We start from the raw sequence: 14,848 nt of genomic DNA on the forward strand, positions 1-14,848 counted from the left end.
ATTTATTCTAAACTCCTTATCTCGTCACTAATATAATGATTTAATATCTTTTTTATTGGTAAATAACTAGCAAAAAAACATAGTAGTAGACAGTATATAAATACAAATAAATAATTACCTAATGATATACTTAGCCTTATGCCAACAACATGATTTATTTTTTCCATAGTATTTATATAATTTATTTGTCTAAATATAGCAATTAACCATGCTAAAATTGTCGAAATTATAGCATATGCATATGCTTCACTATATATTAAATTTTTAATCTGACCATCTGTCATCCCTAGTGCCCTTAAAATACCTATATCATGTCTTTTATTAAAAATTTTATAGTTCAATATATTAATAAGACATATGGATGACAAAGTTATAAAAGCATATAATTTTGCATTACCTATATTTAAATACTCATTAAATTCACTCTCTTCTCTGTCAAAATAAAGCAAACTATTCATAACATTAAAACCATTGCCTTTAGAAAATCTATCAATAAGTTTATCTTCTACAATTTTTCTATTTTTCTTATCTTTAACAATCACTTCTCCAGAATCGAAATATATATTTGAATCTATTTTTTTTACTGTCTTATATGGAAGTATAATATCAACAGACTGTACAGAAAATTGATGCTGTATTGACGTATCTTGTACAATTGCAGAAATCTTAAATTTTTCTTCTTTCATTTTAGGATTATAATTCATCTGCCAATATTGATACAACTGTTCTGGATTTTTTGAGCTTATTTCAAGATTTTTAGGTATTTTTACACTTATTTGATCTCCTACTTTATATTTTAGAATTAAATTTCTTTGATCTATTTTTTTATCTAAATTTATATAATATTTAGGATAAAGTAGAACACACTCATTATTTTTCTTCATCTTTTGAATATCTATACTTCCTGAAATTAGATCTTTTTCTAAATATTTCAATGCATCATCATTATAGGCTAATATTTTATTTTTAATTGTATATTTATCTTCATATTCTTTATACATCCCCTTATATACGTTTTTTACATATTCAGATTTATTAATATCTTTAAAATACATCATAGAATTAATCTTGCTTTTAGGTACATCCATTCTAGTATAAATATTTGCTGACCATAAATTTGCTTTTATAGCATTTATATTATTTATTTCTTTTATATCATTTTCTGTCATCCTTGCTCTTTCATTATATGGGTTACTTTTACTTACAGATATTGATTGTATTCCTTTATTTTTCCAATTTTCAAAAACAATTTTTTCAGTATCATTTAAAAAAGATTGATATATAATTTGAGATAAGGATAAGGCTATGCATATAATAATTAAAAATAATGCCATATTATCCTTTTTTAAATATCTTAAAGAAAGATAATTTGAGATTCCTATTTTATCAATATACTTGCCATTCACCCTTTTATATGTTATTTTTTTTATTCCACTATTAAACTTCATTAATCCTATAGGAATATTCCTTACAGACATAAAATATGTAAAAAGTGCTATTACTAATGATACGAGTGTAAATACAAAGATTAAAGAAATTAACAACTCACAAGGTAACTTTATATCATATATTATCTTATTATTATCCACCAATTCTGCCATTGTATTTAAACCCATATCAGTAAGTAAAACACTGAGAATTAATGCTCCTATGATACCTATACTTAAAGCTGGTATAAATAATAAAAATAATTCTGTAAAAATTATTTTTACTAAATCACTATCTTTAATGCCTAGAGCTCTTAATATTGCAAAATCTTCTATTTTATCTTTTAAAGATACATAATATGTAGAAAAAATTATTATTGAAGAAAATAAAACCACAAGAGATATTATTATTAAACTTTCTTTTATGCCACTTCCATCATTCTCATATGCCTCTATTAATTCTTCATTCAAAATAATATTTTTTTCTTCTATTTTATAACTTCTTTTAATTTTTTCTTTTAATAAACTTATACTTCTTCTTAACTGTGGACTATCTTTTAATTCTATATTTAACGTGTTATATTTTTGGATTTCTCTCCCACATGATTTAGTATTTAATTCAATAATTCCTTTTTCTAAATCATTTTTATTATTTTCAATTTGTCCTACAATTTTTAAAGACTTTGTTAGACCTTTTTCCTTATAAGATTTATAAGTCAGTGTATCTCCAACATTTTTACCTAAATTTTTTAAAACCCAGCTCTGTGCACTAATTTCATTTTTATTGTTCGCTATCCTACCTTTTATTATTTTATTATTAATCAAACCATCTTCTGTACCTATAATATTAAAAATAATAGGATTGGATATATCAGATGAATCAATATAATTGACCAATTTATAGTTTTTAATACTCTTATCTCTTGAAATATAATTTAATAACTTTTCATCTACATTATTAACTATTATGTGATATTTATTATATTCTATTGATTGTTTCAATGCGGCATTATTCGCAATTTGCTTCATTATACTACTAGTAGAACCAATTAAAATAGCCAACAAAAATCCAAGAAAAATAACAAAAGATCTTTTTTCATATTTTTTTATATATCTAAGACCAAATTTAAAATACATATCGCCCTCCTAAGTATTATTTAAGACCATTATATTGCTTATAAAAAAATATTCAACTTATATAAATGCATAAATTATTCACACACAGTCAACGTAAGTACGATTTCATTCACTCATATATACTATAGCATGTAATTTGCATAATTTTTGGCTATATTGCTTGTTTATAATAAATTGTATATAATATATTTTATAATATATAACTTTTTGAGGTGCTTATGAAAAATACATTTATAATACTTTTTCTCTTAACGATTTTAACAGCACTTTTTTTGCTATCATTAAGTCTCCTTCATAAAATATATTATTTGAATAATGAGTTAAAAGAAATTGAGGAAGAGTTGAACCAAAAGGAAAGACTATTAAAAAACAAGAATTCTTTAATTATGGAATTGAGAAAATCAAATCATGACAATAAAAAGAATATTACCTTATTAAATCGCTTAGAGGAAAATTATGATGATATTGATTTATTAGAAAAAATATTGAACTCTTATCAAGAAATTTGTGATAAAGAAAGAATAAACTATTCATATTCTATAGATAATAATATAAAGAGTAAGTTTATACCTTATTTAGATTTTAATATAATTATCACAAATCTTATTGATAATTCAATTAATGCTCTAGAAAAAATAAAGAAAGATTTTTCATATATTAGGGTTAACATATTTGAAGATGATATTGAAACTTGTATCAATATTATAAATAATGGTCCAGAAATAAAAAACACAAATGATATATTCCATATGGGAACAAGTTCCTCACTGGATAATAGCCATGGATTTGGCATGAATTTAGTAAAAGAAGTTATTGAAAAACACAATGGATCAATGATTGTAAATAGCAATTCCCTACATACTTCTTTTACAGTTATATTACCAAAATTTTAGGAGAAATAATGAAAATACTTTTATGCGAAGACAATAATAAAGATTTAAATACAATAAAAAATAATATAAAAACACTTGAATGTGTTGAATATGTTTTAACTGCAAATGATGGTAGTGAAGCTTTAAAGATTGCGAAAAATAATTTATTTGATTTACTTATCACTGATATAGATATGCCAAAGTTAAGCGGTTTGGACTTGGCACAGAATATAAAAAATAACATAAACAATGATTTATTAACTATTTTTATTACAGCTTACCCAAAGTATTCAATCAATAGTCATCAAGTAAGACCTATCGATTTTTTAGTAAAACCTATTGATTATTCTAGACTAATTGAATCAATAAATATTGCTAACGATTTTTTAATATCTAAAAAAATAAACAAACATATAAGTATTGAGGACAGCATTTTTACATATAAGTTTAGGAAGTCTATTAATATGGTGAATTTTGATAATATATTATTCTTTGAAAAATCTGGCCGAAGTGTCAATTTATGTTTAGATAATGATACTCTAATCAAATTTTATAGTGATTTTCAAAATATAATTAATAGAGTTCCACATTATTTCTTTCAATCTTCCTCTAAATACATAATTAACTTGAAAAAAGTATATAGGGTTGTGCCTTCTAGCAGAACTCATTCTGAAATATTCTTTACTGATTCAAATTTATCTGCATATTTAGATAAGAAAAAAGAAGTATCTTTTTTATCTAAATATCATACAACAAAATACTAGGCACACTATACAATCCCAAGTGTGCCTTAATTTATATAAAATAGTTTTCATAATATCTTAAATTATATTATATCTTTTTTAAAGGTTCTTTAAATATTTGATTATCAAATTCTAGAACATTTATTTTTTATTAAAAAATCATAGTCATTAATTGCATAAAAGCTTATATTATTTGAATTAATACAATAAAATAGTTATCCATATATATATAACCAATTTATTATACTTTAATAAATTAGTTTGATTCAGCGTAGATATGTTATATAATATATCTATTTATTTACTATATATCTTAGTAATATTTTGGTCCTGTCCAATACATATTGTCCATTTCTTCTGTTTCTGGTGGAAGTTCTACATCTTTTAGAGCCCATTTTCTAAATTCTTGAAAACCAGTTCTATCAACCATATATCCAATATGTTCTTTTCCGCCCGGAGCCTGGGGATCTATATATTCTTTGCAATATGCATAAGTATTGTTTATTATTTTTATTATTGAATCTTCATCTACCCACTTTAACCAATCTATAGCTAATCTTGGATTTTTCTTACCCGTTCTACCCATAATCATTAGCTTATAATATTTTTTAGGACTTCTAGTCCAAGCTGACATTGGACAATTTAAAACACATTCTCCACAACCTATACATTTTTTTTGATCTCTCACTATCTTGTTGTTTTCCATTTTCAAAGCGTCTGCAGAAATTTTCTTACATTTTTTTACACAAGCATTACATGCTACACATCTATCCATATCATATTCAGGTAGACACATACCTATAATACCAAAGTCATGCATTCTAGCTTTTATACAGTCATTTGGACATCCTGTCAAAGCAACTTTTACATGCTGGTCATTAGGGAATATATTGTCTTCTATGCGTTTTGCAAATGCTGTAGTATTATACTGGGCCTTTGGACAGACCTTGTTTCCTATACATGCGGTTACATTTCTCGTTCCAGCAGCATCATAGCCTGTACCTCTTTCTGCCTGATTTATATTCAAATTATCTATTAAAGGCTGAGCAAGTTTGTTTACTTCATCCATTTTTTCCATTGGAATTCCAAGAATCTCAAACCCTTGTCTAGTTGTTATATGTATTTGTCCATCACCATATTCAGTAGCTATTTTAGAAATTGCCATCATAGAATCTGGATCTATCAAACCACCAGGAACTCTAACTCTCAAAGAAGTCATATATTTTTCTTTTGTAATTCTAAAAGCATTCTTCATTGTCTTTTTAGTATTTAAATCTCTAATCATATCTGTCCCTCCTAGTCTTGTAATGTTTTTGCAAAATCGTAAGAAAATACTGGTCCATCTAAACAAATATAAGTTGAATCCATCTTACAGTGACCACACTTACCTAGACCACAGTGCATATTTCTTTCATAAGAAACCCATACATCTTTTTCTGCTATATCTAACTTCAAAAATTCAGCAACAGCAAATTTCATCATCATAGGTGGTCCTACTACTACAGCAGAAACTTCACTTAAATCTTCAAATTTCAATTCTGGTATATATTTTGTAACCAATCCAACATTACCCTGATATCCTTCTGGTGCATCATCTACTGTTACTACTATATCTAGTTTTTCGGACCACATCTGTAAATCATTAGCAAATAATATATCATCTGGTGATTTAAATCCTACTATTAGTTTAAATGATTTGAAATCTTGTGGATTATTGTAAACATGTTGTATAATTCCTCTTACAGGCGCAATGGCACTACCTCCTGCCACTACTACTAAATCTCTTCCCTTATAATTATTTATATCAAATCCATTTCCATAAGGTCCTCTAATAAATAATTTATCACCTACCTTATGGTCAAATAAAATTCCTGTCACCTTACCTACATTTCTGATTGTAAAATCTATATAATTTTCTCCTATCCCAGATACTGATATTGGACTTTCACCTCTTTTAGGCAAAGAAATTTCATAAAATTGCCCTGGTTTTACTCCTTCAGTATTTGTCTTTGTTCTAAATGTCCATTCAGACTTTGTGTGTTTTATTATATCTAATATTTCTGATGCTACTGGTATATAATTATTTTTCATTATTTTTACCTCCTTTTAGTCTTCTTCTCTCATCACTTGGCTTACTTTGTCTATAGCTTTTGAGAATGATATATACTGTGGACAGGCATCATCACATCTACCACATCCGACACACATATTATATCCGAATCTTTCTTTAAAATCGTGAATTTTATGCATAGTTTTAAATCTCATTCTTTGACCGTGCCTTTCTCTAAATGAATGGCCTCCAGCTATATTAGTATATCCATCAACTTGACAAGAAGCGTGTACTCTGCGCCTTTCTCCTACCTTTATATTTTCTTTATAGAAGATATCCTGCATAGAAAAACATGTACAAGTTGGACAGACAAAATTACATCTACCACAGCCAATACACCTTGTATCATATTCTCTCCACATATCATGATTTGCCATTTTTTCAAAATCTACTTCTTTAGGTACATCTACCATAAAATTATTTTCTCTAACATAATCGACTTCGAATTCAGTTTCTTCACCTTCAAATATCTTTAAGGAATCATCTACTAAATCTAAATATATTTCATTTCCTCTTACATTCATTCCAGCATCATAATTGTCCGCTTTATTTGAATCCATACTTACACAAAAACAATTTCTAAAGCTCTTTGGACATCCTATTACAACAAACTTTACCTTATCTCTTAATCTTTTATAGAAATAGTCTTCTTCACCATTTCCAAGATAAATTTGATCAACTCTCTTTACTCCATTTAAATCGCATGCTCTGAGAAATACTAAAATATTCTTTTCATCAATACTAGTCTCTCTATATTCATCTTCAGTAAAATAAAATAATACCTGATTTATAGGCAAAAAAGTTTCTTTTGCAGAAAAATTTGATTTTCTTTCTAACTCCATATCTTCAAATTTTTCAACTATATCATATTTAATAACATCAGTGTCTGAATATGTACCCCTTTTTTCAAATGATTTTGGTGCATAAATTTTATAAGTCTTACTCAATTCTGCTAATCCTTTGTCGAATTGTTCTACATTCAACTTTAATTTCATGTTAACCTCCCAATATAAAATACGCCTTACGCTAGTAAATTCAATATTTCTATTTGTTATAGTTATAATTTTATCAGTCGAAAAACAAAAAAACTGTGATAATAATCACAGTTTCTCACTTGTTTTAAAAAATCTATTTGCCTTTTTCATATCTACATAAAAATACTTATCTTCATATTTCATAATGTCTAATGAACTAAGATATTTGATAGATCTAGATAATGACTCTCTTTGACATCCAATCATTTTAGCTAAATATGTGATTGTAATCTTTAAGTCAATTTTTGTCATTTGATCATTTGACTTTATACCATGCTCTATTCCAAGTCTATATAATTTAGCTGCTAGTTTTTTATCTAAATTTCCCAGTACACCATTTTTTAATTGCCTATAAAGACGTCTAATTCTCTTTTCCATAAATATCATACAATTTCTGCTAAGATTATAGTCTTGACTCATTAATCTATCAAATTCTTCGAATGTTATTCTAAGTATTTTACTATCTTCAAAACCCCAACATTCAACCGCAGATGTATTTTTTCTCATTATAGGCTGATTTATTGTATCTCCTGGTGTAAGTATAAAAATTATCCTGGACTCTCCATTTTCATTAGGTTTCGATAAAGTTATCTTCCCTGATAAGAGAAAGTATACGTATTTTAATTCCTGACCATCAGTATATAAGCATTGATTTTTCTTTAATTTAATTATATCACTACATAAAGCTACCTTATCTAAAGTTTCCTTTTTTAGACCTTCAAACACTTTAATACAAGTGTAATCAATCATAAATTCCTCCTCTATTTCTAACTAAATAGGGCCATTTTATCTATCAGATTATCTATATCTACCTGACCTGGAGCAGAATTTTTACCAACTGTTCCAAATGTAATAGCTGATCCAAATCTATTTCCACATATTCTACTAATAAAGCCAATATCAGACATAGATATAGCTATAAATGGTCTATCGCTATAATTTTCGTATATATCTTTACTCGCTGCAAGTAAGTTCATGACATCTTCGTTGCAGTTTGGCATATATGCTACTTTTGGTATATCTACATTCAATGACTCAATATACTTAAGATTTTCCATAATATCCTCTCTTGTAGGCGTGCTTTCAAAATTATGGATTGAACCTATCAATAGCACATTATTTTTATGAGCCAACTCAATTAATTCTTTCATATCATCTCCAATAGTGTTAACTTCTATATCTACAATATCTATTAAAGATGATTCTATAGCTAATTTGTTTAATTTAGTGTAGTAATCTCTATCTATATTTTTATGACCACATTCTTTATCCGTTCTAAAAGTAAATATAATCGGTATATCTCTTAACAAACTTCTCAACTTTTTCAAACATATTAATATTTGCTCATAATTGTCATATGAGTTAAAATAATCTACTCTCCATTCAACTATATCTGCCTTCGTATCTGCAATCTCAGCAGCTGATTCTAATATTTCTTCAATTTCCTCTCCAACAATTGGAACGCAAATTTTTGGAGAATCTTTTCCAATTTCAACATTTCTAACCATATATGTTTTCATAAGTACCTCCTTTTTCAAGCCGTATATATTTAATTATCACTTATTTTTCAACAAAATTATATTTAGCTTTATTATACTTATAAAGGCTAACTCGGGTCAATATCTTAGTGCAAATAAAAAAGTGAAACAAATATTTGCTTCACTTTTTTATAAGATATAAATCTTATTCAATTAATATTATTATTCAATTATTATAGTTGAGAAGTGTCTGAAATTCAAAAATTTCCTATGTCCCACAATATGTCTTATATTTTCTTGTAAATGTCTTTTCTACTTCTCTGTATTCTTTTTGTAATTCATTATGCTCAAATGGATTTTTTAATGCTTTTAGTAGCTTTTCAAACTTATCTATTTTTCCTGTTTTGCTAGCTTCTTCTAATGCTTCTTCTACTGATGAATTTCTAGGTATTATAGCAGGATTTGAGGATTTCATTAATTCAAATGCTTGATTCTCTTTTGCTATCCCATTTTTAATTTCACTAGATAATCTTGTTTTCCACAAATCATACCATTTTTTAAATTCATCTGATTTTGTAAGTCCATTTTCTTCTAAATTGTCAAATGTCAAATCTATAAATGTATTTGTATAGTCTGCTTTATACTTTTCCATCAAGGCTAATAAGCCATAAACCAACACTCTATCTTCATCTTCTTTATCGCCTAGTAGACCAAGTTTTTTTCTCATTCCATTAAAAAATTCTTTATAATAATATATATCAAATTTTTTGATTTTTTCACTTGCAAATTTTACAGCATCATCTTGCTTATCTGAAAATAGTGTAATCATTGCATCAGCCAATCTTGATAAATCCCATACAGCTATTGATGGCTGATGTTCATAGGAATACCTTGATTTATAATCTATCGAGCTAAATACTGTAGCTTGATCATAGATATCCATAAAAGCACATGGACCATAGTCAATAGTTTCTCCACTAATTGTAACATTATCTGTATTCATTACACCATGTATAAATCCAACCAGCATCCACTTTGCTACTAGCTTTGCTTGATTTTTTACTACCTCTTCCAAAAATTCTAAATATCTTTCTTGTTCGTTTTCTATTTTGTTTAAAAAAGGGTAGTGTCTATTGATTGCATAATCAGTCAGTGCTTTTAAATCATCCTTACTTGTATTTGTTGCAGCAAATTGAAAAGTTCCAACTCTCAAATGACTAGATGCTACTCTAGCCAAGACTGCACCTGGTAATAGGTTTTCTCTATATACATCTTCACCTGTCGCAATTACAGATAAGGCTCTAGTAGTAGGTATGCCTAATTCATACATAGCCTCCGATATTATATATTCTCTAAGCATTGGGCCAACAGCAGCCTTTCCATCTCCTCCTCTTGAGTATACAGTCCTACCACTACCTTTTAAATGAATATCATATCTTTTCCCATCTGGAGTTATATGTTCCCCTAATAACATAGCTCTTCCATCACCTAGCATCGTAAAATGCCCAAATTGATGTCCAGCATATGCTTGAGATATTGGCCCAACACCTTCAGGAAGCTTCGCCCCCGCCAATATTTTAATACCATCTTCACTTTTCAGTGCTTGTACATCTAACCCTAATTCTTTAGCAAGTAATTCATTTAGTTTTAATAACTTCAAGTCTCTATATTCTCTAGGACCTTCATTTCTATAAAACATCTTGGGCAAAGCCTTATAGCTTGTATCTATATTCCAAGTCATAATATCATTCCTTTCTATATTATTTATTTTATTCCTTACATACATCAACTTATATATATTTTTTTATTCTATTATTTAATATATATTTTTTTATTTTTGTCTATATTATTATAAGTATTATACCCTAATTTTTAATAGTAAAATATCCACCCAAAAACTTTAGGTGGATATTTTACATATAATCTCATTTACTTATAATATTTTTTTTGACTTAATAGAATCCACTGCCCTTACCAGTCAAATCTATCATTATATTCTTAGCTTGTGTATAATTATCCAATATCATCTTGTGTGTTTCTCTACCTATACCAGACTGCTTTACTCCACCAAATGGTGCTCCAGCAGGTATCTGATTATATGTGTTAACCCAGATTCTACCAGTCTTAATTCTTCTAGCTACATCTAATGCTGTGTCTATATTTTTTGTGTATACACCACCGCCTAGACCATATACTGATTCATTAGCCATTTTTATAACTTCATCAGCATCCTTGAACTTTATAATAACCCCTACAGGTCCAAATATTTCTTCTTGAGCTACAACCATATCATTAGTTACATCTACTAGTAGTGTAGGTTCTACAAAAGCTCCATCAGCAAACTGCGTTTTACAAGCCTTCTGACCTCCAACAGCCACCTTAGCACCTTCATTTTTACCTGTCTCTACATAACCTAATATTTTTTCAGCCTGTCTTATATTTACCTGTGCACCCATCATTGTTTCTTCATCTAATGGATCTCCAACCTTTACCTTCTTGAATCTTTCTACAGCTTTTTTTACAAATTCATCATAAATGCCTTCCTGAACAAATATTCTTGAACCTGCACAACAAACCTGACCTTGATTGAATAATATACCTAATTGTACTCCATCAAGAGCTTGCTCTATATCACAATCATCAAAGAATATATTAGCCGATTTTCCACCTAATTCAAGAGTTGCTGGTATTATTCTCTTGGCTGCTTCTATTCCTATATTTCTACCCACTTCTGTTGATCCTGTAAAGGCTAATTTGTCCAAACCTTCGTGCTGTACTAGGTAATCACCCGATCTAGAACCTCTACCTGTAATTATATTAATTACACCAGCTGGAATCAAGTGTTCTATTAATTTCATTAATTCTAATATTGATAATGATGTTGAGCTAGATGGCTTTAGTATTGTTGTATCACCTGCAGCAATTACTGGAGCAAGCTTCCAAGCTGCCATCAAGAATGGGAAATTCCATGGTACTATCTGTCCTACTACACCAATTGGCTCTCTAAGTACTATACTTAGCTTATTTCCATCTAATACATTTGCTGAACCTTCTTCACTCCTTATTACCCCTGCAAAATATTTAAAATGATCTGCTGCAAGTGGTATATCAACATTCTTAGTTTCACGAATTGGTTTACCATTATCCATAGTTTCAACCTTTGCCAAGAATTCAGCATTTTCTTCTATTATTGCTGCTATTTTATCAAGTATATCGGCTCTCTGAGCTGTAGTAGTCTGTGACCAAGATTCAAATGCATCTCTTGCTGCTTTTACAGCTGCATCTACATCTTCGTTTGAAGCATCTGCTATTTCTGCTAAAAATTCTCCATTAGCAGGATTTATTGATTTCAAATAATCTCCATCCGATGCATCCATCCATTTTCCGTTAATATATAACTGGTATCTCTTTTCTGTTAAAATTGACATTATTTACCTCCAAAATAATAATTTGGCTTTTCGTCCGTCGTATTCGAAAATCCATAATTTACTGATAATACTTCTCTTATACTATCATTTTTTATTTAACTAATATAATATTACCCAGCATGAATTTTATTATTCATAAAAATATATTTTTATGAATAATTTCAATCTCTAAAATATCCATTACTTTATCTAATAATAGTTATTTTTTAAATAAATTTATTTTAAATAAAAAAGAAGAGGTTTTGTGATGTCCACTCCTAAAAAGTTGGCCTCACTACCTCTTCTTCTAGTATTATCTCTTTTATGACGAATAATTTGTGAACTTCTTTTCTAACCCTGCTAGAACCAAGTCAAAAATTACGGCCATTAATGCGGTTGGTATAGTACCTGCCCAAATAATTGCACTTCCGTTACTTACTGATATACCTCTAGAAATAATGTCTCCTAGACCACCAGCTCCGATGAATGTACCTATTGTGGCTATACCAACTGCGAGTACTAGCGCATTTCTAATACCACCCATTATAACCGATAATGCTAATGGCATCTTTACTTTCATCATTACTTGCGATTTTGTCATACCCATACCTTTTGCTACGTCTAACAAATTTTTATTAACATTATTTAATCCTGTACATGTATTTTTTAGAATTGGCAATAATGAATATAAAAATACTGTTGCTACCACTGTATTAGTACCTAATCCCATGGCTACCATTAATAAAGAAAGTAAAGCCAACGAAGGAATTGTCTGTATTATATTAGCTATACCTATCGTAACTGCTGATAATTTCCTACTCTTACTAATATACATACCCAAAGGAATAGCTACTATGCAAGCAAACAATACTCCATATATAGATATTAAAAAGTGTGTAAAAAATTGTTCTAAAACTATAGCGCCATTTACCTGGTAATATTGTATTAGCTCTTTCATTTAATCACATCCTTATCTTCTTAAAAATTACTTTTTAGATTTATTATTCAACATATCTTTATACATTGGTCTGTCTTTTAGAGGTTTGATTTTCTTTTCTTCAAAGTAGTTTTTTTCCTTTAAGAATCTTTCTGCAACAACCTTTGGTTCGATTTTTTTGCCATCAGATTCCGCATTTAATTTCTGCATAGTTTCACTACTTACTTCGCCCTCTAATTTCAGTAAAATTTCTTCTATTTCAGGATGTTCTTTCATAGTCTTTTTACTAATTACTGGACTGGCATCGTATGGAGGGAATATCCTAAGGTCATCCTCTAATACAACCAAATCATAAGAGTTAATTCTACCATCAGTTGAGTACCCAAGAACAACATCCATCTTTCCACTATTTACAGCACTATAAACTAGTCCTACATCCATAGGTAAAACTGATTTAAAGTCAAATTGATATTTGTTCTTGAAGGCTCTATAACCATCTCCTTCTCTTTCCATCCAACTTGTATCTACACCTGCTTTTAAATCTTTTGCTATTGGTTTTAAGTCACTTACTTTTTTTAGATTATATTTTTGAGCAAATTCCTTCTTTACCATAAATGCATATGTATTTTCAAATCCATATGTTGGCATCCATATCAAATTAAATCTATCATAATAACCTTTTACAACCTTGTTTAATGCAAGTTCTGGATCTGTAATTGGATCCATACCTAATTCACCGGTCAAAGATGTACCTGTGTACATTATCGATGCTACATTTGCGTATTCTCCCTGCATTGTTTGGAAAATTAACATAGCTGATGATAAATTGTTTATTGTACTAACCTTTTGTTTTGGGTAGTAGTGTTCTATCATCTGTTTTTGCATTTCACCTAAAATTTGTCTTTCAGCAGTACTACCACCTGCTATTACTATATCTCCTTTTCTTGCATCTCCTCCTAATCCGGGAAGTGAACAAGCTGTTAAAGACAAAGCTGTAAAAACAGCAATTCCAGACATAGCTAACTTCTTAGCAGTCTTTGATTTCTTATTATTTTTTTTATTTTTTCTTATGTCTTCTGAACTTATTTTTGGCTGTACTGCTTTCTCAAGCATGCTTAATAAAAAGTCTACTAATAATGCCAATAAAGTTACTGGAACAGCACCTAAAATAATCATTGGTACATCAAATAGTGTAAGACCAGTAAATATAAAATCACCTAATCCACCTGCACCTACATATGACGCTAGCGTAGTCCAAGCTATAACATATACCGCAGATAATCTTATACCAGACATTATTACTGGTGCTGCAAGTTTTAGCTGTATATCTTTGATAATTTGTGTAAAGGTCATACCCATACCCTTTGCTGCGTCTAGTATATTTTTATCTACACCTTCCATACCTAAGACTGTATTTCTTAATATAGGAAGTAAAGAATATATAAATATAGCTATTATAGCTGGTGTCTTTCCTACTCCAAATAATGGAACCATAATTGCTAGTAAAGCAAGTGATGGTATAGTTTGTAAAATCGATGCTATAGACATAACAATCTTTGATACGGCTTTATTTTTTGTAAGTAATATTCCTACTGGTACTGCAACTAAAATCCCCAAGAGTAAGGCTACCATAGATATCGTTAAATGCTCGCCAATCTTGACTAATAGATTTGCACCATTTGAACTCAAAAATTCTAACATAA

The 14,848-nt window shown here is 28.8% G+C and carries 12 protein-coding genes; 2 read left to right on the forward strand and 10 right to left on the reverse strand.

The genetic code is table 11. The annotated features are described in order from the left end of the window. Positions 1–2: 2 nt before the first annotated feature. Complete coding sequence (locus O0R46_RS07830; RefSeq protein WP_269311192.1) at positions 3–2,564, reverse strand: ABC transporter permease; 2,562 nt, start codon at positions 2,562–2,564, stop codon at positions 3–5. 308 nt (positions 2,565–2,872) lie between these two features. Here O0R46_RS07830 and O0R46_RS07835 point away from each other — a divergent pair, with 308 nt between their 5' ends. Continuing rightward, positions 2,873–3,457 carry a sensor histidine kinase gene (locus O0R46_RS07835; protein WP_269311193.1) on the forward strand — a complete coding sequence of 195 codons (585 nt, stop codon included), beginning with the start codon at positions 2,873–2,875 and terminating at the stop codon, positions 3,455–3,457. Positions 3,458–3,465: 8 nt separating this feature from the next. Further along, positions 3,466–4,200, forward strand: a complete 735-nt coding sequence (locus O0R46_RS07840; RefSeq protein ID WP_269311194.1) for a LytR/AlgR family response regulator transcription factor — start codon at positions 3,466–3,468, stop codon at positions 4,198–4,200. A gap of 292 nt (positions 4,201–4,492) precedes the next feature. Here the strand turns inward: O0R46_RS07840 and asrC are convergent, their stop codons facing one another. From asrC to O0R46_RS07885, 9 genes are all read right to left on the reverse strand, one after another. Next, the gene (asrC, locus tag O0R46_RS07845) at positions 4,493–5,464 is read right to left on the reverse strand and encodes a sulfite reductase subunit C (RefSeq protein WP_269311195.1); all 972 of its coding nucleotides are present in this window, start codon (positions 5,462–5,464) and stop codon (positions 4,493–4,495) included. 11 nt (positions 5,465–5,475) lie between these two features. Continuing rightward, positions 5,476–6,270 (reverse strand): anaerobic sulfite reductase subunit AsrB, encoded by a 795-nt coding sequence (gene asrB / locus O0R46_RS07850; protein ID WP_269311197.1) that lies wholly within the window; start codon positions 6,268–6,270, stop codon positions 5,476–5,478. 15 nt (positions 6,271–6,285) lie between these two features. After that, a complete protein-coding gene (gene asrA, locus O0R46_RS07855) occupies positions 6,286–7,284 on the reverse strand; it encodes an anaerobic sulfite reductase subunit AsrA (RefSeq protein ID WP_269311198.1) in 999 nt (332 codons plus the stop codon). A gap of 105 nt (positions 7,285–7,389) precedes the next feature. After that, positions 7,390–8,073, reverse strand: coding sequence for a Crp/Fnr family transcriptional regulator (locus tag O0R46_RS07860; RefSeq protein ID WP_269311199.1), 684 nt, complete (start codon positions 8,071–8,073; stop codon positions 7,390–7,392). A 17-nt stretch (positions 8,074–8,090) separates the two neighbouring features. Beyond that, positions 8,091–8,843, reverse strand: a complete 753-nt coding sequence (aroD, locus tag O0R46_RS07865; RefSeq protein ID WP_269311200.1) for a type I 3-dehydroquinate dehydratase — start codon at positions 8,841–8,843, stop codon at positions 8,091–8,093. Positions 8,844–9,069: 226 nt separating this feature from the next. Further along, a complete protein-coding gene (locus O0R46_RS07870; protein WP_269311201.1) occupies positions 9,070–10,542 on the reverse strand; it encodes a protein adenylyltransferase SelO in 1,473 nt (490 codons plus the stop codon). 211 nt (positions 10,543–10,753) lie between these two features. Beyond that, a complete protein-coding gene (locus O0R46_RS07875; protein WP_269311203.1) occupies positions 10,754–12,229 on the reverse strand; it encodes an aldehyde dehydrogenase family protein in 1,476 nt (491 codons plus the stop codon). Between the two features lie 301 nt (positions 12,230–12,530). After that, complete coding sequence (locus O0R46_RS07880; RefSeq protein WP_269311205.1) at positions 12,531–13,166, reverse strand: ABC transporter permease; 636 nt, start codon at positions 13,164–13,166, stop codon at positions 12,531–12,533. A 27-nt stretch (positions 13,167–13,193) separates the two neighbouring features. Next, positions 13,194–14,846: a glycine betaine ABC transporter substrate-binding protein gene (locus O0R46_RS07885; protein ID WP_269311206.1), complete on the reverse strand. Its 1,653-nt coding sequence runs from the start codon at positions 14,844–14,846 to the stop codon at positions 13,194–13,196. Positions 14,847–14,848: the final 2 nt, after the last annotated feature.

It is taken from the genome of Peptostreptococcus equinus, from assembly GCF_027125355.1.
In the GTDB taxonomy this organism is placed as follows: domain Bacteria; phylum Bacillota; class Clostridia; order Peptostreptococcales; family Peptostreptococcaceae; genus Peptostreptococcus; species Peptostreptococcus equinus.

Coding starts and splice junctions, on each gene's coding strand:
- O0R46_RS07880 (WP_269311205.1), bottom strand. CDS start 13,166: ATGAAAGAGCTAATACAATATTACCAGGTAAATGGCGCTATAGTTTTA.
- asrC (WP_269311195.1), bottom strand. CDS start 5,464: ATGATTAGAGATTTAAATACTAAAAAGACAATGAAGAATGCTTTTAGA.
- asrB (WP_269311197.1), bottom strand. CDS start 6,270: ATGAAAAATAATTATATACCAGTAGCATCAGAAATATTAGATATAATA.
- O0R46_RS07875 (WP_269311203.1), bottom strand. CDS start 12,229: ATGTCAATTTTAACAGAAAAGAGATACCAGTTATATATTAACGGAAAA.
- asrA (WP_269311198.1), bottom strand. CDS start 7,284: ATGAAATTAAAGTTGAATGTAGAACAATTCGACAAAGGATTAGCAGAA.
- O0R46_RS07830 (WP_269311192.1), bottom strand. CDS start 2,564: ATGTATTTTAAATTTGGTCTTAGATATATAAAAAAATATGAAAAAAGA.
- O0R46_RS07870 (WP_269311201.1), bottom strand. CDS start 10,542: ATGACTTGGAATATAGATACAAGCTATAAGGCTTTGCCCAAGATGTTT.
- O0R46_RS07840 (WP_269311194.1), top strand. CDS start 3,466: ATGAAAATACTTTTATGCGAAGACAATAATAAAGATTTAAATACAATA.
- O0R46_RS07885 (WP_269311206.1), bottom strand. CDS start 14,846: ATGTTAGAATTTTTGAGTTCAAATGGTGCAAATCTATTAGTCAAGATT.
- aroD (WP_269311200.1), bottom strand. CDS start 8,843: ATGAAAACATATATGGTTAGAAATGTTGAAATTGGAAAAGATTCTCCA.
- O0R46_RS07860 (WP_269311199.1), bottom strand. CDS start 8,073: ATGATTGATTACACTTGTATTAAAGTGTTTGAAGGTCTAAAAAAGGAA.